Here is a 20,455-nt window from a genome sequence, read left to right on the forward strand (position 1 = left end):
GCGTGAACGATGTAGCGAGGCTCGACGATTCCGGCGTTCCCTCCTGGCTGCGCAGCGCGATCAGATCCGGTGGCCACGACGCCGACGACACACTCGCTACCTCCCGAGCGCTGCGCCGGGCCATGTCGATCACCGGCAAACCACGCCAGGCCGCCGTCCTCGTGCTGTTCGGCGGCTCGCCCGACCCCGACGAGTCAGCGCCCGGCGGCTTGCCCGCCGACGCCGATGTCCTGCTCACTCAGCGCGCCTCGACCATGCGCCAGCACCGCGGCCAGATCGCGTTCCCCGGCGGCGCCGAGGATCCCGGCGACGGCGGCCCGGTGGGCACCGCGCTGCGCGAGGCCGCCGAGGAAACCGGTCTCGACCCCGCGGGTGTGCAGCCGTTCGCGCTGCTGCCGAAACTGTTCGTTCCGCCGTCGAAGTTCGACGTGACTCCGGTGCTCGGCTACTGGCGAGCACCCAGCGCGGTCCGCGTCGTCGATCAGGGCGAAACCGAGCGTGTCGTGCGTGTGCCGCTCACCGAATTGCTTGATCCGGCGCACAGATTCATGGTGCGTGGCAGTCTCGGCTACCAGAGCCCCGCGTTCCAGGTCGACGGCATGCTGGTGTGGGGACTCACCGGCGGTATCCTCGCCGGCATCATCAAATCAGCTGGGTGGGAACGAAACTGGGATCGGGGCGACGTGCGTGACCTGGAGAGCTCGCTGGCTGCGGTCGGAATGACCCTGTGAGCGAGCGTAGCGAGCGGCAAATCGGTGCAGCCGCCACCGCGGTCATGCTGGAGCCGAGCGCCAGCGAGGTGGAAGCATGAGCGCGTCGGTATGGCTCGACATCGCGGTGGTATTGATCGCGCTGGTCGCGGCGTCCACCGGGTGGCGGCAGGGCGCGGTGGCGTCGGCGCTGGCGTTCTTCGGGGTCGCGCTCGGCGCGGTCGCGGGCATTCTGATCGCACCGCACATCCTCAAACACCTCAGTGAGGGTCGCAGCCGGGTACTCGGCGGCATCCTGCTGATCGTGCTGCTGGTGATCGTCGGCGAGGTCGCGGGCATGGTGCTCGGCCGGGCCGCGCGCACCAGCATCCGGCAGCCGGTCGCGCGCAGTGTGGACAGCGTCGTCGGCGCGGTGTTGCAGGCGGTGACCGTGCTGGTCGCGGCCTGGCTGCTCGCGTTGCCGCTGGCTACCGCGTCCCAACCCGCCGTCGCCGCCGCGATCAACGGGTCAAGGGTTCTCGCCGACGTCAACTCCGTCGCGCCGGACTGGTTGCGCAAGGTACCCAACGAATTCTCCAAGCTGCTCGACACTTCCGGGCTGCCCGATGTGATCGGACCGTTCGGCCGAGCGCCGATCGCCGCCGTCGAACCGCCGGATCCTTCGGTGCTGGCGAGTCCGGTAGCGGCGTCGTTGCAGCAGAGCGTGCTGCGCATCCGCGGCACCGCACCCAGCTGCCAGCGGGCGCTGGAGGGTTCGGGCTTCGTCGTCGCGCCGGAACGCGTGATGACCAACGCGCACGTCGTCGCCGGCACCAACACCGTGTCGGTCGATACCGCGCGCGGCGCCCTCGATGCCACCGTGGTGCTGTTCGATCCGTCCAAGGACATCGCGGTGCTGGCCGTACCCGGGCTCACCTCGCCGGTCCTGAACCAGGCACCGGAGCCCGCGAGTTCGGGCGAGAGCGCGATCGTGCTCGGTTATCCCGGCGGCGGGCCGTACACGGCCAGCGCCGCCCGCGTCCGCGAGACTCTCGACCTCACCGGCCCGACCATCCACCGCGACGGCACCGTCGAGCGTGAGGTGTACACCGTCCGCGGCCAGGTCCGCGCCGGCAACTCCGGCGGACCACTGGTCGATGCCGAGGGTCAACTGCTCGGCGTGGTCTTCGGCGCGGCCGTCACAGACGACGACACCGGGTACGTCCTGACCCTGCACGAGGTCGCGTCCGAATTGGCCGCAGCCGCCCCGAGCAGCACCCCGGTGAACACAGGCGCCTGCGTACTGAGCTGATCAACCCTCCGGGAGCAGGTTCCGCCCGGGCATGTCTCTTCCAAGGGGCCCGAAGGGCCCCGCTCGAGCGCGCCAGCGCTCCAAATTACGGAGAGACCAGGTCGTCGTGGGGTGGTGACCCGTTGACGCCGTTCTGCTCGCGCCAATGCGTGGTCAGCGCCTCGTTGACCTTGCTCGGGTTCTCCTGGTGCGCGTAATGCCCGGCGTGCGGAATCGACACCAGCGTCCGATCGGTCGCCAATCCCGCTCCACGGTGGAACGTGGCGTCCAGCAGGTAGGGATCGTGTTCGCCGCGCAGCATCAGCACCGGGATGTCGATCGGGGTCCGCATGGTCGCCATGAACCGCTTGCCGTCGGGCCGCCACTGACTGCGAAAGGCCCAGCGCTGGTACTCCAGCGCACTGTGCGCGGCCCCGGGAATTCGGATGGCATGCCGCATCCGCGACGCGGTCTCGACGAATTCCGCACTGCGCGACCAGGATTCACCGACCCGGTCGTGCAGCAGTCGCTCCACCTCGGCGCCACCACGCCGGGTGAGCAGGTTTTCGGGATAGCGCGGCAGCTGATACCGCAGGAAATCGGGCAGCCAGGTCGCACGCTGCGCCGGATCGCGCAGGACTGCGCTCTTGAGCGCGGCGGGATGCGGCGAGCTGACCAGCGCGATCCGGCGGACCAGCCGCGGATGCAGCACCGCGGTGGCCCAGCAGACCAGTCCACCTTCGGCATGTCCGACGAGCGTGGCCTCGGTGTGTCCGAGCGCCCGGACCAATCCGGCGATGTCACCGGCGAGGGTCCACCCGTCATAGCCGCGCGGTGGTTTGTCGGTATCGCCGTAGCCGCGCAGGTCGACGGCGACGGTGCGGTACCCGTGGTCGGCGAGTGCGGTCAGCTGATGCCGCCACGACCACCAGAAATCGGCGAAACCGTGCAGCAGCAGCACCAAGGGCGCCTCGGAGCGGTCCGTACCGTCGGCTTCGGCGGCAACTGCTTCGACGACGTGGAAGCGGATTCCGTTGGCGTGCACGTCCCGGTGGGTCCACGGTCCATCGAAACGGACGCTGGAGGGATCCGGGAATGAGTTGGACGACACGCCGATCGAGCCTAGTGGGCGGGTCCGGCTGTTGCGACCGGGCCCGCCCGGTGCGTCATCGGTTGCTCGACTTCTCCAGCGAAGGAGTCACGTCACGATGGGTGAACGCGGCAGGCAGAACCTCGGCGGTCTGCTTGAGCGAGCCGATCGTCTTCTCCGGCGCGCGGACCTTCCGTACCTTGAGCCACCCCAGCAAGGCCAGCAAGACGGTGGTGAGCACCATCAGTGCGAACACGATCAGGAACGCGGCCCAACGCCACAGACCGAACCAGTCGAGCAATTCGGCCAGGAAGAAGAAAAAGAAGAACGAGCTGAACAGCAGGACCACCAGCGCGAGGATGAAGAAGACGCTGCCGGTGAGCCCCTTCTTGATCTCACCGGTGACCTCGGCCTTGGCCAGCGCCACCTCGGCGCGCACCAGCGTCGACATCTGCTCGGTGGCATCGCGCACGAGGCTGCCGATGCTCGCCGATCCGGGCGGATTGGCGTCGGTCAACGGGATCGAAGTGACCGTCCGACCGTCATGTCCGCCTTGGGTGTAACTCACTTCGTCGACCCTTCTCCCTGTGGTAACTGGTCTGCATCGCGGCGCGCCTGGTGCACACGTCCTCGGCGCAACAGTAGCGCCGATCCGATCAGCGATGCTGCCATCGAGGTCACCAGAACGGCGGCCTTGGCAAGATCGATGGCATCGGTGCCGACGTCGGCGAGCGCGAGTTCCGCCACCAGAAGGCTAACGGTGAACCCGATCGCGCCGAGTACCGACAGGGCGAACATGTCGCGATACTCCAGTCCGGCCGGCCGTTTCACCCAGCCGAGCCGGATCGCGACCCAGCTCACCCCGAAGATCCCGATCGTCTTGCCGAGCAGGAGCCCGAGGATGATCGCCAGCGCGAGCCGGTCGGTGAACAGCGATCCGAACACCGCTCCGTTGAGCGGCACACCGGAAGCGAACAGTGCGAACAGCGGCACACAGAACCCGGCCGAGATCGGCTGCACCACATGTTCGAGATGCGTCGCCGGCGCGGTTTTCTCGCCGGGATCCTTGCGCGCCCTGGTGAGCAACCCGAGCGCGACACCGGCCAGCGTCGGATGGATGCCCGCCTCGTGCAGTGCGTACCAGCACACCAGCGCGACCGGAACATAGAACAGCGGCGTGTGCAACCGCAGCTTCTGGGCGAGCGCCCACGCACCGCAGCAGGCGATGGCCGCGGCCAGCCACAGCAGCGACAGCGAGGCGGTGAACAGCACCGCGATGAGAACGATGGCGAGCAGATCGTCGACCACGGCCAGGCTGAGCAGGAACACCCGGGCGCTGGTGGGGATCCGCGAGCCGGTCATCGCGAGGATCGCGAGCGCGAAGGCGATATCGGTGGCGACGGGAATGGCCCAGCCTTTGTCCATGCCGGGCACGCCGTGGCCGATCACCAGTGCGATCACGGCCGGGGTGATCACACCGCCCACCGCGGCGATGACCGGCAGCGCGGCCCGTTTCGGGTCGGCCAGCTCGCCGACGGCGAACTCGCGTTTGAGCTCGAGCCCGGCGACGAAGAAGAAGATCGCGAGCAATCCGTCCTTGGCCCAGTCGGCCAGGGTGAGGTCGAGGTGCAGCGCGGAAATGCTGAGGTGGGTGTCGATCATCGTCTGATAACTCGCGCCCCACGGCGAGTTCACCCAGATCAGCGCCACCGCGGCGGCCACGAGCAGCAGCGCACCGCCGACCGTTTCGGTGCGGAGATAACGGGTGAGCTCGGAGCGGACGCGTGTGATCAAGGGCAAGCCTTCCGGCAGGGGTCGACTGAGCTGCGGACGCTCATCGACTCGATTCACGACCGCATGCCGACCAGACTTCCCGGCACACCTCTACGCGATCTTAACGGACCCGGCCGGTGACATCCGGCGTCACCGGCCGGGTGCTCGTCAGTTGCTCCCGGTGCGAATGGCCTCGAAGACGCCAGGATCGACCAGCGTAGAGGTGTCGCCGAGCTCGCGTCCCTCGGCGACATCGCGCAGCAGCCTGCGCATGATCTTGCCGCTGCGCGTCTTGGGCAGCTCCGGCACGATGTGGATCTCGCGCGGCCGCGCGATCGGGCTGATCTCCTTGGACACCTGCGCCTTCAGCTCGGCGACGAGCTCGGGCCCCGCCGACCCCGCGGCCTCGCCGGTGAGGATGGTGAACGCGACGATCCCCTGCCCGGTGGTCGCGTCCGTAGCGCCGACCACGGCGGCCTCGGCGACAGCCGGATGCCCGACCAGCGCGGACTCGACCTCAGCGGTGGAGATGCGATGCCCGGAGACGTTCATGACGTCGTCGACCCGGCCGAGCACCCACAGGTCACCGTCGGCGTCGAGCTTGGCGCCGTCGCCCGCGAAGTACCATCCCTGCTCGGCGTAGCGCTCCCAGTAGGTGGACCGGTAGCGATCCATGTCGCCCCAGATGCCACGCAGCATCGACGGCCACGGCTTGTCGAGCACGAGGTATCCGTTGGCCTCGGTCTCCCCGAGCTGCACCGGATTGCCCTCTTCGTCGACGACGGTCGCGGAGATTCCGGGCAACGGACCCATCGCGGCGCCGGGTTTGGTGGCCGTGACGCCCGGCAGGGGCGAGATCATGATGGCGCCGGTCTCGGTCTGCCACCAGGTATCGACGATCGGAGTCTTGTTCGCGCCGAACACTTCCCGGTACCAGCGCCATGCTTCGGGGTTGATGGGTTCGCCGACGGAGCCGAGCAGTCGCAGGGTGCTCAGATCGTGGGCGTCGGGGATCTCGCGGCCCCATTTCATGAACGTGCGGATCAGCGTGGGCGCGGTGTAGTAGATGGTGACGCCGTATTTTTCGATGATCTGGAAGTGTCGGTGTTCGTCGGGGGAGTTGGGGGTGCCTTCGTAGACGACCTGGGTGGCGCGGTTGGCGAGTGGTCCGTAGACGATGTAGCTGTGTCCGGTGACCCAGCCGATGTCGGCGGTGCACCAGTAGACGTCTTGTCCGGCTTTGTGGTCGAAGACGTTGTGGTGGGTGTAGGCGGTCTGGGTGAGGTATCCGCCGGTGGTGTGGAGGATTCCCTTGGGTTTTCCGGTGGTGCCGGAGGTGTAGAGGATGAACAGCGGATGCTCGGCCGGGAAGGGCTGGGCTTCGTGGGAAGGCGAAGCGGTAGCTACGGTTTCGTGCCACCACAGATCGCGCCCGTCGGTCCACGGCACCTCCGTGCCCACCCGGCGCACCACGAGCACGTGCTCCACCGACGACGGCACGTCACCCTTGGCCGCGAGCGCCTCGTCGACGGCCTCCTTGAGCGGTGCCGGCTTACCGCGCCGCCACTGACCGTCGGTGGTGATGATCAACCGGGCTTCGGCATCGTCGACCCGCTGACGCAGCGCGCTCGGCGAGAATCCCGCGAACACCACCGAGTGCGTGAGTCCCAGCCGCGCGCACGCCAGCATCGCCACAACCGCCTCGGGCACCATCGGCATGTAGATGGCGACGCGATCGCCTGCCTCCAGCCCGAGCTCGGTCAGGTAGTTCGCCGCCCGCGAGACTTCCTCCAGCAGTTCGCGGTAGGTGATCTCGCGCGAGTCGCCGGGTTCGCCCTCCCAGTGGATAGCGACCTGGTCGCCGTGCCCGTCGATGACATGGCGGTCGACGCAGTTGTAGGAGACGTTGAGTTCGCCGTCGCCGAACCAGCGCGCGACCGGCGCGTCGGCCCAGTCGAGGACCTCGGTGAAGGGTTTGTGCCAGTGCAGCCGGTTGGCCTGTTCGGCCCAGAAGCCGTCGCGGTCGGTCTCGCCACGGTCGTAGAGCGTGGCGTCCGCGTTGGCGGCGGCGGCGAATTCCGCACTCGGCGGAAACGAGTCCTGGTGTCCTGCAGCAGTTTCGGTCACGTCGGTTCAGCCTCACATGCCTGGTGCGGTCGGGTCGGTTGCCGGCGTGCGGCCCGGCTGTCTAGACAGTAGCCAACAGACCCGCGCCGGGGTGGCTCGTTGTCCCGGCGATGTTTCGCGACGGTCAATAGGGCTAGTTCATCCAATGACTTCGCGGACAGACCGGCCGGTCGCGAGCTATCGTTTTTACTCAACGGTTCAGCTGATGGTTCCCGATATTTGTTCATATTTTTCTGCCGAGGGTGAGGGGCTCGGCAATTTTTCCTGCGTTTCCAGCGAGTAACCGTACTGATACATGTGACCTGAAAATGGCTCGGATCGCTGAAAAATCCAGCCGGAGCCGCTAACCTCCGACCGTTAGCCACGGAATTGAACCGGGAGAGAGCGTTGAGATTCATCAGAGCGACCGCGCTGGTCGCGGCGGGACTGGCGGCCACAAGCCTCGGTCTCACCGCGTGCTCGTCCGACGACAGTGCTGATTCGAGCATCGTCACCACCAATGCGGGCGAGCCGCAGAATCCATTGGTGCCAAGCAATACCAACGAGAACATGGGCGGCCGCGTTGTCGACCGCTTGTTCGCCGGGCTGAAGTACTACGACGCCAACGGTGTTGCCCACGACGAGATGGCCGAGAAGATCGAGACGACCGATCGTAAGTCGTACAAGATCACCATCAAGCCGAATTGGAAGTTCACCGATGGCACCACGGTGACCGCGAAGTCCTTCGTCGACGCGTGGAACTACGGCGCTCTCGCCGACAACGCGCAGCTGCAGAGTTATGTGTACAACCCCATCGCCGGGTTCGACGAGGTAAGCGCGGAAAAGCCGACCACCAAGACAATGTCGGGCTTGAAGGTCGTCGACGACCGAACTTTCACCGTCGATCTGAAGTCGCCCTCGATCGACTTCGAGAGCGCGCTCGGCTACGCGCCGTTCTATCCGCTGCCCGAGGCCGCTTTCAAGGATATGAAGGCTTTCGGTGAGAAGCCGATCGGCAACGGTCCCTACGCTTTCGGTTCGTGGGAACACAACGTCAAGATCGATTTGACGCCCAACCCGGACTACCCCGGTGGCCGCCCGGCCAAGAACAAGGGCCTCCGATTCGTGATGTACCAGTCCTACGACACCGCGTACGCGGATCTGCAGGCGGGAAACCTCGACACCCTCGATACCATTCCCGACAGCGCCATCACCACGTATGAGAGCGACCTCGGCGACCGCGCGATCACCAAGCCGACCGCGCAGAACCAGCACATCGGCATCCAGACCACCGTGCCGCATTTCGGTGGCGAGGAAGGCGTTTTGCGGCGCAAGGCCATCTCGATGGCGATCAACCGCCCGCAGATCATCGACAAGATCTTCAACGGCACGCGCACGCCGTCGCGCGACTTCACCGCCGCGACCCTGCCCGGCTACGACGCGAACCTGCCAGGTGCGGAAGTGTTCGATTACAACCCCGACCAGGCCAAGAAACTGTGGGCGCAGGCCGACGCCATCTCGCCGTGGTCGGGTCAGTACCAGATCACCTACAACAGCGACGGCGGCCACCAGGCCTGGATCGAGGCCGTGGCCAACAGCGTGAAGAACACCCTGGGTATCGACGCGGTCGCCAACCCGATGCCGACGTTCAAGAACATCCGTGACGCGGTGAACGCCAAGACCATCGGTACGGCGTTCCGCTACGGCTGGCAGGGTGACTACCCGACGATGATGCAGTTCCTCGGTTCGCAGTACTACAGCTTCTCCGAGACCAACAACGTCAACTACAACAATCCCGAGGTCGACCGCCTGTTCAACGCCGCCCTCGCCGCCCCGACGCAGGCGGATTCCTACAAGCTGATCGCACAAGCGCAGGCCATCATGATCAAGGACATGGCCGACATCCCGGTGTTCGACTATGTCGCCAACGCGGGTCGCTCGGACAAGGTCACGAAGGCCGAGCTCACCTGGAACGGTCTGTTCGACTTCGAGAACATCGAGAAGTAGAACTCGACGATGGGGCCGAGTCACTGTGTGTGGCTCGGCCCCCGTCGTTTTCGGAGGAAATGATGGCTTGGTACGTACTTCGGCGTCTGCTCCAGATGATCCCGGTATTCCTGGGCGCGACGCTGCTCATCTATGCGATGGTCTTTCTGATACCGGGTGACCCGATCAAGGCGCTGGCAGGCGAGAAACAGCTCACGCCTGCCGCCGAGGCGGTACTACGCGCTCGATATCACCTCGATCAGCCTTTCATTATGCAGTATTTGCATTACTTGAAAGGGATCCTCACGCTGGACTTCGGCACTTCGTTCTCGGGTCGGCCGGTGCGCGAGGAACTCGAACGCGCCTTCCCGATCACCATCAAACTCGCGTTTCTCGCGGTGCTGATCGAAGGCGTATTCGGCATCGTTTTCGGATTGATCGCCGGGTTGCGGAAAGGCAAACTGTTCGATTCGACGATGCTCATCGCGAGCCTGGTGATCATCGCGCTGCCGGTATTCGTCGTGGGTTATCTCGCGCAATTCCTGCTCGGTGTGAAGTGGGGGATCGCCCCGGTCACCGTCACGGGTAAAGCGAGCCTGAGCGAGTTGATCGTGCCCGCGTTCGTACTCGGCTCGCTGTCGTTCGCCTATGTGCTGCGGCTGACCAGGAACTCGGTGGCGGAGAACAAATCCGCTGATTTCGTTCGCACCGCGACGGCGAAGGGGCTCGGGCGCCGACGCGTGGTGACCGTGCATATTCTGCGGAATTCGATGATCCCGGTTGTCACCTTTCTCGGTGCCGATTTCGGTGCGCTGATGGCGGGCGCGATCGTCACCGAGGGCATCTTCAACATTCCCGGCGTCGGCGGCACCATGTACCAGGCGATCATCCGCGGCGAGCCGCCGACCGTGGTGTCGTTCGTGACGGTGTTGGTGGTGTTGTTCCTGCTCGTCAATCTCGTGATCGACCTGCTCTATGCCGCACTGGACCCGAGGATCCGTTATGCATGACAAGCAACAGCATTTCGTGGCCCCCGCCGACGAGGTGGAGGTGCTCGCCACCGACCGTGTCCTGGACAAGGGCACCCCGACCAGCATCTGGGGCGACGCGTGGCGGCGACTGCGCCGTAACCCGGTGTTTCTGGTCTCGGTGGTGTTGATCGTGTTCGTCATGCTCGTGGTGGTGTGGCCTTCGCTGTTCACCAGCCAGGACCCGCGATTGTGCCTCGGCGAGTTCGGCATGGACGGCCCGCGCGAGGGTCATCCGTTCGGATTCGACAAGCAGGGCTGTGATGTCTTCGCGCGCACCATCTACGGCGCGCGTGCGTCGGTCACCGTCGGCATCGCGTCGGCGGTGCTGTTTCTGCTGGTAGGTGGCATCCTCGGTGCGATTTCCGGCTTCTACGGCGGCTTGCTCGACACGATCGTCTCCCGTATCGCCGAGGTCTTCTACGCCATTCCGATGGTGCTGGCCGCGATCGTGCTGCTGCAGCTGCTGCGGCCCGCGGGGATCATGACGGTCGTCGCGATCCTGGTGGCTTTCACCTGGCCGCAGGCCGCGCGCATCACGCGTGGCGCGGTGATCGAGGCCAAGAACAGCGAATATGTCACCGCTGCCAAGGCATTGGGTGTGTCGCGTCTTGGCACGCTGATGAAGCACGTGCTGCCCAACTCGGCGAGTCCGCTGATCGTGGTCGCCACCATCTGGCTCGGCGTCTTCATCGTCACCGAGGCGACGCTGTCCTACCTCGGCGTCGGCCTGCCACCGAGCATCGTGTCGTGGGGCGCCGATATCGACCGCGCCAAGACCGAGATCCGTACCTCGCCGATCCTGTTCTACCCGGCGACCGCGCTGGCCATCACGGTGCTGAGCTTCATCATGCTCGGTGACGCGGTGCGCGACGCGCTCGATCCGAAGGAGCGCACCCGATGAAGCCCCTACTCGAAATCCGGGACCTGGACGTCGGTTTCACTTCCGACGGCAAGCAGATTCCCGCCGTGCGCGGGGTGAACCTCACCGTCTATCCCGGTCAGACCGTCGCCATCGTCGGCGAATCCGGCTCGGGCAAGTCGACGACCGCGCACGCGATCATCGACCTGCTGCCCGGCACCGGCAAGGTGACCGGCGGTTCGATCCTGTTCGACGGCAAGGACCTGACCACGGCGTCGGAGAAGGAGATCGTCGCGATCCGCGGCAACGGCATCGGCCTGGTCCCGCAGGACCCGATGTCGAACCTGAACCCGGTGTGGAAGATCGGCTTCCAGATCCGGGAAACCCTGGTGGCCAATGGCATCGCCACCGGTGACGCCGCTCGTAAGCGCTCGGTGGAATTGCTGGCAGAGGCGGGTATGGCCGATGCCGAACGCCGGGTGAACCAGTACCCGCACGAGTTCTCCGGCGGTATGCGTCAGCGCGCGCTCATCGCGATCGGCCTGTCGTGCAGGCCGAAACTGCTGATCGCCGACGAGCCGACCTCGGCACTCGACGTCACGGTGCAGCGCCAGATCCTCGGTCATCTCGAACAGCTCACCACCGAGCTCGGTACCGCGGTGCTGCTGATCACCCACGACCTCGGCCTCGCCGCGGAACGGGCTGAGCACCTGGTGGTGATGTATCGCGGCAAGGTGGTGGAATCCGGGCCGGCGCTACAGATTCTGCGTGATCCGCAGCACGCGTATACGAAGAAGCTGGTGAACTCCGCGCCGTCGCTGGCGGCATCGCGGATGTCGTCGTCGCGGCAGCGGGCCGAGGTGCGTGCTCAGGCTGTCGAGGTAGCTGTCGCCGAGAAGGCGTCCGACGCGGTACCAGACACTGTGCTTGAGGTGCGAAACCTGTCCAAGGCGTTCAAGATTCGCGGCAAGCGGCCGTGGCAGTCCGCGAATTTCGTGGCCGTCGACGATGTGAGTTTCACGGTCTGTCGGGGTACAACCACCGCGATCGTCGGCGAGTCGGGATCGGGCAAGTCGACCATCGCGCAGATGGTGCTCGGCCTGCTCGAACCGACCTCGGGCACCGTGGCTTTCGACGGTAAGGACGTCGCGAAGCTGGACAGCAAGGGTGCGTTCGCGTTCCGGCGCCGGGTGCAGCCGATCTTCCAGAATCCCTACGGTTCGCTCGACCCGATGTACTCGATCTTCCGCACGATCGAGGAGCCGCTGCGGGTACACAAGATCGGTACCGCCGCCGAGCGCGAAACGGTGGTGCGCGACCTGCTCGACAAGGTGTCGCTGCCGTCGTCGGTGCTGCGGCGCTATCCCAACGAGTTGTCGGGCGGGCAACGTCAGCGGGTGGCGATCGCCCGCGCGCTTGCCCTCTCGCCGGAAATGGTGGTCTGCGACGAGGCGGTCTCGGCCCTGGACGTGCTGGTCCAGGCCCAGATCCTCACCCTGCTCAACGATCTCCAGGCCGAGCTGGGGCTGACCTACCTGTTCATCACCCATGACCTGGCAGTGGTGCGGCAGATCGCGGACAACGTGTTGGTGATGCGCGAGGGCAAGGTGGTCGAGGCGGCCACGACCGATGAAGTGTTCGCGTCGCCGCGCGAGGAGTACACGCGGGCGCTGCTCGAGGCGATTCCCGGTCGCGAACTGCTCACGGGGTAGGGGATCGGCTGGGCTCTCGAAACCCTTCGAGAGCCCAGCTCATCGGCGTACCGTGGGTTCGTCCGAGGTGGTGCGGTGTTGATCGCAGGGGTTGGAGACGCCGGTGGATCGAATCGATGCTGAACGGCTGGCCGAGCGGGAAGCGCGGCGGCGCAGGGCGGTGACTCCGGCGGCCAAGCGGCTCGCCGAGGTGCCGTGGCCGGATCGCAGCTGGCCGACGGTGCGCGGGTTGTATGTGACCGTGGGGGCCGCACTGTACGAGCGGTAACCTCCATGCCGTGACTGATCCGCTGCAGCCCCTGGTCGACCTGCCCGGCGTGCGCGAGGCCGCCGACAAGGCGCGCGACGCGCTCGCGGCCGTGCACCGGCACAAGTCGAATCGGCGCGGCTGGGCGACCACCGCCGCCGAAGCCGCCGTCCGTGCCGCCCGTTCCTCGGCGGCCATCGAAGGCGCGAGTACCGACCTGCCCGCCGACGGTCAGGTCAGCGACCCGGTGCTGGCCGGCGCGTTGCGGGTGGGTCAGGCGCTCGACGGCGACGCGCTCACCAACCTCATCGGCACCTGGCGGCGCGCGCCACTGCAGGCGCTGGCCCGGCTGCATCTGCTCGCCGCCGCCGACCTGGTGACCGACGAGCAGGAACTCGGCCGTCCGCGCGCCACTCCTGGCGTCGCCGAGCGGCTCGATCTGCTCGCGCAGACCGTCCAGACCAGCAAGGCGCCCGCCCCCGTGATCGCGGCGATCGTGCACGGCGAGCTGCTGACGTTGCGTCCGTTCGGCACCGGCGACGGGGTCGTCGCGCGCGCTGCTTCGCGCCTGGTCGCGGTGGCCAGTGGGCTCGATCCGCACAGCCTCGGCGTGCCCGAGGTGTTCTGGCTGCGCCGCCGTCAGGCCTACCTCGACGCGGCGGCCGGATTCGGGATGGGCACGGCCGAAGGCGTCGGCGGCTGGGTGTTGTTCTGCGCGGGCGCGCTGGAAGACGGTGCTCGCGAGGCCAACTCGATCGCTGACGCGGCAGCCGGCTGAGCCGGACCCACACATCGAAACGGGCGGCGTTGCCGATTGCTCGACCTCACCGCCCGCTAGCACGGAACACCCGGTTACCAAGCGTGCAGGGTGGGTTGTGTTCGGTGGCCTCGGCGATCATCCCAACCCCGCCGGTTCATCCCCGCAACCTGTGCGAGGCGTTCGCCGACGTGAACTCGGATTTCGCAGGCCCACAACTCTTTCGGCCTTGTCGCGGCGCGCTCCGCGTGGGTGCCTGGTGTCCGTGCTGGGAAGGGTGGGATGGGAGGCGAAACCTTCTCTTCCGGCTCCGTCTTGGCCTTCCGTCCTTCCGTGCCTCCATTCTTACACTGTGATGGCACTCACATCAAGGGTTTCAGAGGCATTACCGAATCCTATCGAATTCGGCGTGTCGCTCGGAGATTCGTGCTGGAGCGTCGCAGGTCAGCGTCGTTTACGTAGCAGTCGATAGCTGATCGCACCCGCGATGATCGCGCTGAGTCCGACGGCTGCCGTCGCGGCGACGGTGGTGGTCGAGGGCGTCTGGAATCGCGACCACAGCGACACCGGATTGGAGAACGTGAGCACCGGCCAGCCACGGCTCGCGGCTTCCTTGCGCAGCGCGCGGTCGGGGTTGACCGCGGTCGGATGGCCGACGGCGCTCAGCATCGGCACATCGGTCACGGAGTCGGAGTAGGCGTAGCACCGTGACAGGTCGTAGCCCTGCTCGGCGGCGAGCTTCTCGATCGCGGCGACCTTGCCCTCGCCGTAGCAGTAGAACTCGATGTCGCCGGTGTACTTGCCGTCCTCGACCACCATCCGGGTCGCCTCGGTGTGCGAGGCGCCGAGCACCTCCGCTATCGGGCTGACGATCTCCTCGCCGGAGGCCGAGACGATCACCACATCGTGTCCGCGGATCTTGTGATCGGCGATCAGATCGGCGGCTTCGGCGTAGATCAGCGGGTCGACGAGGTCGTGAAGTGTCTCGGCCACAATGGCTTTCACTTGCTCCACATCCCAGCCCGCGCACATGTTGGCCAGGTTTGCCCGCATCCGTTCCATCTGGTCGTGATCGGCACCGGAAAGCAGGAACAAAAAGTGCGCGTAGCTGCTCTCCAACACCGCTCTGCGGTTGAGCAGACCCTGTGCGTAGAACGGTTTGCTGAAGACGAAAGCGCTCGACTTCGCGATCACCGTTTTGTCGAGATCGAAGAACGCGGCGACCCGCCCACCCGGCACCGGGGCCGCGCCCGATTTGCCGAGTCTTGTGTCCGTAGGCGAGGTCTGGTCGCGTTCTGGCGTCACGTCAACAGAATAGGCACGACCTGCGCGCGCCGCAGGATCGGCTGCCCGCACCGTGGAAAAGGGTTTGCCCTGGGGACGCCGGGTGGTGCGAATCGCCGAAGAATGTCGGCGAATGCTACTTGCGCCCCGAGCAGGGGATGGGTGTAGTATTGCTGGCACCTGGACTTAGTCCAGGCGCGTTCAGCCCGACCCCCCGGGGCTGAACCCGACGGCCCCAGCCTCCTCCCCCCCGGCTGGGGCCGTCCTCTATTTCGGGGACGATCGTAAAAGTTCTCCACACCCCCGAGTTATCCACAATCGTCGTTTTCGGGGTGTTGACAACTTCCTCGCTCGGCGACGCTGAGTCGTATGAACCCAGCTCCGATGCGCAGTGCCTCCCCACCCATCGCGCCCGCTCTCGTGCTCGTGCGTGACGATCGATTGCGCGCGGAGGTACGCCGGGTCGCGGCGGCCGCCGAGCGCGTCACCGACGAACGGGTGATGCCTGTCGGCAGGCATGCGTGGGCCGGGGCAGGGATGGTGATCCTCGATACCGCGGCCGCGGTCGCCGCCGCTGTCGCAGGCTGTCCGCGCCGGGCGGGCGTCGTCCTGGTCACCGAGGGCGAACCTGCCGTGCCCGACTGGCAGGCGGCGACGGCGGTGGGTGCCGAACGGGTTGTCGCGTTGCCCTCGGGCGCCGTCGCGCTGGTCGAGCAGTTCGCCGAACACGCTGAATCCCGCACGGGCGAAGGGATAGTCGTCGCGGTGGTAGGCGCGGGTGGCGGCGCCGGGGCATCCACGCTCGCCGCGGCTACCGCGCTGCGCGGGGCCGCGCGCCGGGTCCGTCGTGACACCGTGCTGATCGACGGCGCCCCGCTCGACGGTGGGATAGATCTGGTGCTGGGCATGGAGAACGTGCCAGGACTGCGCTGGCCCGACCTGATCATCGAGGACGGGCGGGTGTCGGCTGCGGCACTGCACAATGCGTTGCCCGCCGCGTCTCCCGGCTTGGCGGTGCTGTCCTGCGGGCGGGCGCGGCCGGGTGCCAGCGGTGAGGGTCGCTCGCCGACTACCGCGGCCGGGTTGTCTCCGGCCGCGGTGCGGGCGGTCATCGAATCCGGCAGGGATGCGGGTGATCTCGTCGTCTGCGATGTCTCGTCCGAGCGTGGCCCCGCGGCCGACTCGATGCTCGACGCCGCCGACCTTGTCGTCCTCATCGTCCCGGCCAGGCTGCGCTCCATCGCCGCGGCCGAAGTCGTCTCGGCGTATCTGGGAGAACGAAACCCAAACCGCGGCTTGGTTGTTCGTGGCCCAGCACCCGGCGGCCTACGCGGGGCGGAAGTGGCCGAGTTGCTCGGGCTGCCGCTCCTGGCAGCGGTTCGCGGGCAAGCAGGCCTGGCGTCCCGTCTCGAGCGCGGAGGTCTGAGCGTGCGCCGTCGCGGCCCCCTGCGCGACGCCGCCGATGCCGTCCTCGCCATGGTCGGAGCCGACGCGCCATGACTACCGCCGGGATGACCACATTTGTCACCGTCGATCTCCTCGAACGGGTCCGTGAGCGCCTTGCCGAACATCCGGGCGTCCCAGATGCCGCGCAACTGGCGGCCGCGATCCGTACTGAAGCCGGCGGTGTGCTCGCCGACACCGACCTGCTCCGGGCCCTGCGCCTGTTGCAGACCGAGATGACCGGGGCGGGGCTGCTCGAACCGTTGCTGCACGATCCCCGGGTCGCCGACGTGCTCGTCACAGCCCCGGATTCGGTGTGGGTCGACCGTGGCCGCGGGCTGGAGTTGACCGATGTGCGATTCGCCGACGAGGCTGCGGTTCGCCGCCTCGCCCAGCGTCTGGCACTGGCCGCTGGCCGCCGCCTCGACGACGCTCAACCCTGGGTCGACGGCAAACTCGCCGGAACCGAAGCCACGCTCGGTGATGCGTTCGGCGTGCGACTGCACGCCGTCCTCGCCCCCGTTGCCCACGACGGGACATGCCTATCCCTTCGCGTACTCCGCCCCGCGACCCAGGGCCTCGACGCGCTGGCTGCCGCGGGCTCGATTCCACCGGATGCGCGCCGGCTGCTCGGCGCCATCGTCCGCGCCCGTCTCGCATTCCTGGTCGTAGGTGGCACGGGCGCGGGAAAAACTACGCTCCTCTCCGCGCTGCTCGCCGCGGTAGACCCGGCCGAACGAATCATCTGCGTCGAAGACGCCGCCGAACTGGCCCCCGTTCATCCCCATGTCGTGCGCCTGGTCGCACGGACCGCGAATGTCGAAGGCGTAGGCGCTGTTACGGTGCGTGACCTGGTCCGCCAGGCATTGCGTATGCGACCCGATCGGATAGTCGTCGGTGAGGTCCGCGGTGCCGAAGTCGTCGACCTGCTGACCGCGCTCAATACCGGCCACGACGGCGGTGCGGGCACCGTCCACGCCAACTCGCCACAGGAAGTTCCCGCCCGGCTGGAAGCCCTGGCGGCTCTCGGCGGCATGGACCGCGCCGCCCTGCACAGCCAACTGGCCGCGGCCGTTCAAGTAGTTCTCCACGTCCACCGCCGCTCCGACGGAACCCGCGCCCTCCGCGAAATCGGTGTCCTCCAACGTGATTCCGACGGAGTCCACATCATCCCGGCCTGGCGGTCGGACAGCTATCCGACCCCCGCGGCGGCCGAACTCCAACGACTGCTCGAGGTGCGACTCGGGTGAGCGAACTCATCGCGGAGATGGTTTCACCGCCAGATCGGCGCCTACTCGACCGAATCGGATCGGTGGGCGCGGAGATTCGCTGGTCGAGGTGGTCGGCGTGTGGTGACCGAGCAGCAGGTTTCGTCTCGAGGATGGTGAGCTCGTGGGTAGTGCTTTGCTCTGTTGTGCGGTCGCGGTGCTGGTGCTTCCGGTGGCGGGCGGGCAGCGGCGGTTCGCGCGCCTGTTCGGCACGGGCGGGCGTCGTGCGCCGAGGCGGGTGCCTGTGGAGTGGTGTGCAGGAATCGGATTGGGGTGCACGGCATTCACCTTCGGCCCCGGTGTCGGTCTGGCAGCTCTCATGCTTGGAGCCACGGTGGCAGCGCGGAAGCGGCGCGGTCGAGGTGACCGCGAACGACGCCGGGAATGTGGACACCTGCTGGCCGGTCTCGAAGCCGTGGTCGGCGAGCTCCGCGTCGGCGCCCACCCGAGCGCGGCGGCCGAATCCGCCGCGGGCGAGTCGCGCGGCGAAGCCGCACGCGTACTGGCGATCAGCGCGGGCCGTAGCCGCCTCGGCGGCTCGGGCGCCGACGCCTGGGTGCAGCCGGATTCGATTGTCGCCGAGGAACTGTCGAGGGTCGCCGCCGCGTGGCGGGTAGCCGAAGAACACGGCCTGGCCCTGGCGGAACTGCTCTCGGCCACCAGATCGGACCTACTGGGCCGCATCCGCTTCCGAGACCGCACCGAGGCCGCCCTCGCCGGCGCCCGAGCATCGGCTACCGTCCTGGCCGGCCTCCCCTTGGTAGGGATCGGCCTGGGTCAACTGATGGGCGCAGCCCCGCTCACCATCCTGTTCACCACTTCGGCGGGCGAGCTACTGCTCCCGCTGGGCGCGGCCCTCGCCTGCTGTGGACTGCTGTGGACAGATGTCATCACCCGCAAGAGCACGGCCTGAACCCACATCGCAGCGCGGTCGAACGGTTGGCAGGAGTGGCCGCCGACCCGAATGCCTGTGGACAGATGTGAACACCCGACGAGACCACAGCTGACCGCGAGGTGCCCGGCGGTCGGCCCGGATCGGGTGTGGACAGATGTGGATCAAACTTCGAGGAGGGGATTGCTGTGCAGGGGATGGTTGGTGACGCTTCGCCGGCGGCGTTGTTGGTGGCGGCGGTGGCGATCGTGTTGTTGCCTGGGCGGGTCGCCGTCAGCCGACGGGTGCGTGCGCTCGGCCCGCCACCGGTCGGTGCCTCCGGAGCGGCGGGCGACGCCGCGAAGGTCGATCCGCTCGGGTCCGCGTCCGCATTCGATCTGCTGGCCGCTTGTCTCCGAGCGGGACTGCCGATGGCCGCGGCCGCGCGCGCGAGTGCACCGACGGCGCCGCCGGTCCTTCGGGCCGCATTGCTCAGGGCCGCAGACCTTCTCGCACTGGGCGCCGACCCGGCGACGGCATGGGAGCGGGCAGCCGCGGATGCCGTCGGGTCGGTCAGCGCGGACGAGGTGGAGTCGCTGGCCAGGATGGCACGCCGTTCGGCCCGCTCCGGTGCCTCCTTGGCGGTGGCGGTCGGCGAACTCGCCACGCAGCGGCGCGAAGCCGTGGAAGACGCCGCCGTCGCGCGCGCCGAACGCGCGGGCGTGCTGATCGGCGGACCGCTCGGCCTGTGCTTCCTGCCCGCTTTCGTCTGTCTCGGCATCGTCCCGGTCGTCATCGGCCTGGCCGACCGAGTTCTCGGCGACGGAGGCCTGCTGTGACCGGCCTCCACGAGGCCACCGAATCTTCACCGTGCGGAGCAGCCGCGCGGTGCAACCAGAGAGGGGATCACGATGACGTTCGTCCACACGGTATACACGGGGGCCCGCACCCGATTCACGCGTCTGCTGATCGACGACGACGGCATGTCCACGGCAGAGTACGCAATCGGGACTATCGCCGCGGCGGCCTTCGGGGCAGTGCTCTATGGGGTGGTCACCGGGGACAGCATCGTCAACGCGCTGACCGGCATCATCGACAAAGCGCTCAACACGAGCGTGTAAACCACTGCGACACAAGCACTTTTGTGGCCGACACGGGTGCGGTGACGGTCGAGGCCGCCATCGCCCTCGCGGCCTTGGTGTGCGCTGTAGCCCTGTGCATAGGCGCCCTCTTCGCCGGATCCACCCAGGTCCGCTGCACCGACGCGGCCCGGGAGACCGCCCGGTTGGCCGCTCGCGGTGACACCTCGCGGGCGATCACCGCGGGCAAAGCCGTCGCCCCTCCGGGCGCGACCGTCGAACTTCGCACCGAAGGAGATCGAGTCGTAGCCACCGTCTCCGCGAACACCCCGCTGCTCCCCGGTCTGCGCCTTCGCGCCGAAGCGGTCTCTGTCACCGAGCCGGGAGTGCAACCGTGACGGCCCGGCGCGACAGGTCGGTGTGGCGTGGGCTGGCTGGGGACGGTGGTGGGGCGACGGTGTTCGTGTGTGTGGCGTTGGCTGCGTTGATCTGCCTGACGTTGTCGGTGGGGCAAGTCGGTGGGGTGGTGGTGGCTCGGCACCGGGCGCAGGCGGCCGCTGATCTGGGGGCGTTGGCCGCGGCGGAAGTGTTGGCGGAGGGTGCGGAGTCGGGATGTGGGGAGGCCGGTGAGATTGCTCGGCGGATGGGGGTTCGGGTGCGGCGGTGCGCGGTCGCGCAGTGGGATGTTGTTGTCGATGTCGAGGCGAATGTGTCGGCCGGAGTGTTCGGCGTGCGCACCGTGCGGGCTTCGGCACGGGCGGGTCCGGTAGAAGAGAATGAGTGACCCGGAAGTGTTATCACTGGTCGGTGGTTGTTCCGCTCCGAACCAATTAGGAATTCAGCACCGAGCCCGTTTGCGCATTCTTTGATCCCTCCAGAAAAAAATGAAAAGTATTGGTGCGGTGGTACCGGCGGTTCCGGTTGGCTATGGGCCAGTTAATAGAAAAGTGGTCCTTTTTAATCGGACAT

At 67.2% G+C, this 20,455-nt stretch carries 20 protein-coding genes; 15 read left to right on the plus strand and 5 right to left on the minus strand.

From position 1 onward, the window contains the following. The first annotated feature begins 2 nt into the window (after nt 1–2). Together ACFWPX_RS33030 and ACFWPX_RS33035 are read left to right on the plus strand one after the other, a co-directional pair. Nucleotides 3–731: an NUDIX hydrolase gene (locus ACFWPX_RS33030; RefSeq protein ID WP_378918593.1), complete on the plus strand. Its 729-nt coding sequence runs from the start codon at nt 3–5 to the stop codon at nt 729–731. 76 nt (nt 732–807) lie between these two features. Next, complete coding sequence (locus ACFWPX_RS33035) at nt 808–2,001, plus strand: MarP family serine protease (protein WP_378918591.1); 1,194 nt, start codon at nt 808–810, stop codon at nt 1,999–2,001. Nucleotides 2,002–2,086: 85 nt separating this feature from the next. Here the strand turns inward: ACFWPX_RS33035 and ACFWPX_RS33040 are convergent, their stop codons facing one another. The 4 genes from ACFWPX_RS33040 to acs form a co-directional block, all read right to left on the minus strand. Continuing rightward, nucleotides 2,087–3,091 (minus strand): alpha/beta fold hydrolase, encoded by a 1,005-nt coding sequence (locus tag ACFWPX_RS33040; RefSeq protein ID WP_378932026.1) that lies wholly within the window; start codon nt 3,089–3,091, stop codon nt 2,087–2,089. A 55-nt stretch (nt 3,092–3,146) separates the two neighbouring features. Then, a complete protein-coding gene (locus tag ACFWPX_RS33045; protein WP_378932028.1) occupies nt 3,147–3,638 on the minus strand; it encodes a phage holin family protein in 492 nt (163 codons plus the stop codon). Beyond that, the gene (nhaA, locus tag ACFWPX_RS33050) at nt 3,635–4,864 is read right to left on the minus strand and encodes a Na+/H+ antiporter NhaA (RefSeq protein WP_378932030.1); all 1,230 of its coding nucleotides are present in this window, start codon (nt 4,862–4,864) and stop codon (nt 3,635–3,637) included. Before nhaA ends, ACFWPX_RS33045 begins: the two co-directional genes overlap by 4 nt. A gap of 147 nt (nt 4,865–5,011) precedes the next feature. Further along, complete coding sequence (gene acs, locus ACFWPX_RS33055) at nt 5,012–6,970, minus strand: acetate--CoA ligase (protein ID WP_378918583.1); 1,959 nt, start codon at nt 6,968–6,970, stop codon at nt 5,012–5,014. A gap of 387 nt (nt 6,971–7,357) precedes the next feature. On the opposite strand from acs, the gene ACFWPX_RS33060 reads away from it, so the two are divergent. The 6 genes from ACFWPX_RS33060 (at nt 7,358) to ACFWPX_RS33085 (ending at nt 13,562) form a co-directional block, all read left to right on the plus strand. Then, entirely contained in the window at nt 7,358–8,956 is a 1,599-nt protein-coding gene (locus ACFWPX_RS33060; RefSeq protein WP_378918581.1) for an ABC transporter substrate-binding protein, read from the plus strand. Between the two features lie 62 nt (nt 8,957–9,018). After that, nucleotides 9,019–9,945 carry an ABC transporter permease gene (locus tag ACFWPX_RS33065; protein WP_378918652.1) on the plus strand — a complete coding sequence of 309 codons (927 nt, stop codon included), beginning with the start codon at nt 9,019–9,021 and terminating at the stop codon, nt 9,943–9,945. Further along, nucleotides 9,938–10,867, plus strand: a complete 930-nt coding sequence (locus ACFWPX_RS33070; protein WP_378918579.1) for an ABC transporter permease — start codon at nt 9,938–9,940, stop codon at nt 10,865–10,867. The genes ACFWPX_RS33065 and ACFWPX_RS33070 overlap by 8 nt, the downstream gene beginning before the upstream one ends. Further along, nucleotides 10,864–12,537 (plus strand): ABC transporter ATP-binding protein, encoded by a 1,674-nt coding sequence (locus tag ACFWPX_RS33075; protein ID WP_378932033.1) that lies wholly within the window; start codon nt 10,864–10,866, stop codon nt 12,535–12,537. Before ACFWPX_RS33070 ends, ACFWPX_RS33075 begins: the two co-directional genes overlap by 4 nt. 103 nt (nt 12,538–12,640) lie before the next feature. Further along, a complete protein-coding gene (locus ACFWPX_RS33080; RefSeq protein WP_266297608.1) occupies nt 12,641–12,805 on the plus strand; it encodes a hypothetical protein in 165 nt (54 codons plus the stop codon). A gap of 10 nt (nt 12,806–12,815) precedes the next feature. Further along, entirely contained in the window at nt 12,816–13,562 is a 747-nt protein-coding gene (locus tag ACFWPX_RS33085; RefSeq protein WP_378932035.1) for an oxidoreductase, read from the plus strand. A gap of 423 nt (nt 13,563–13,985) precedes the next feature. Here ACFWPX_RS33085 and ACFWPX_RS33090 read toward each other — a convergent pair whose 3' ends face one another. Further along, a complete protein-coding gene (locus ACFWPX_RS33090) occupies nt 13,986–14,780 on the minus strand; it encodes an HAD-IB family hydrolase (RefSeq protein ID WP_378918650.1) in 795 nt (264 codons plus the stop codon). Between the two features lie 414 nt (nt 14,781–15,194). Here ACFWPX_RS33090 and ssd point away from each other — a divergent pair, with 414 nt between their 5' ends. The 7 genes from ssd (at nt 15,195) to ACFWPX_RS33125 (ending at nt 20,270) form a co-directional block, all read left to right on the plus strand. Continuing rightward, entirely contained in the window at nt 15,195–16,325 is a 1,131-nt protein-coding gene (gene ssd, locus ACFWPX_RS33095; protein WP_378932037.1) for a septum site-determining protein Ssd, read from the plus strand. Between the two features lie 11 nt (nt 16,326–16,336). Next, nucleotides 16,337–17,518, plus strand: a complete 1,182-nt coding sequence (locus tag ACFWPX_RS33100) for a TadA family conjugal transfer-associated ATPase (protein WP_378918571.1) — start codon at nt 16,337–16,339, stop codon at nt 17,516–17,518. A 352-nt stretch (nt 17,519–17,870) separates the two neighbouring features. Next, on the plus strand, nt 17,871–18,449 hold the full coding sequence (locus ACFWPX_RS33105; protein ID WP_378918569.1) for a type II secretion system F family protein: 579 nt from the start codon (nt 17,871–17,873) through the stop codon (nt 18,447–18,449). 176 nt (nt 18,450–18,625) lie between these two features. Continuing rightward, the gene (locus ACFWPX_RS33110; protein ID WP_378932075.1) at nt 18,626–19,246 is read left to right on the plus strand and encodes a type II secretion system F family protein; all 621 of its coding nucleotides are present in this window, start codon (nt 18,626–18,628) and stop codon (nt 19,244–19,246) included. Between the two features lie 72 nt (nt 19,247–19,318). Beyond that, the gene (locus ACFWPX_RS33115; RefSeq protein ID WP_378918567.1) at nt 19,319–19,528 is read left to right on the plus strand and encodes a DUF4244 domain-containing protein; all 210 of its coding nucleotides are present in this window, start codon (nt 19,319–19,321) and stop codon (nt 19,526–19,528) included. Nucleotides 19,529–19,551: 23 nt separating this feature from the next. Further along, the gene (locus tag ACFWPX_RS33120) at nt 19,552–19,884 is read left to right on the plus strand and encodes a TadE family type IV pilus minor pilin (protein ID WP_378932041.1); all 333 of its coding nucleotides are present in this window, start codon (nt 19,552–19,554) and stop codon (nt 19,882–19,884) included. Further along, nucleotides 19,881–20,270 (plus strand): Rv3654c family TadE-like protein, encoded by a 390-nt coding sequence (locus ACFWPX_RS33125; protein ID WP_378932043.1) that lies wholly within the window; start codon nt 19,881–19,883, stop codon nt 20,268–20,270. Before ACFWPX_RS33120 ends, ACFWPX_RS33125 begins: the two co-directional genes overlap by 4 nt. Nucleotides 20,271–20,455 lie beyond the last annotated feature (185 nt).

The organism is Nocardia sp. NPDC058518 (assembly GCF_042719655.1).
In the GTDB taxonomy this organism is placed as follows: Bacteria; Actinomycetota; Actinomycetes; order Mycobacteriales; family Mycobacteriaceae; genus Nocardia.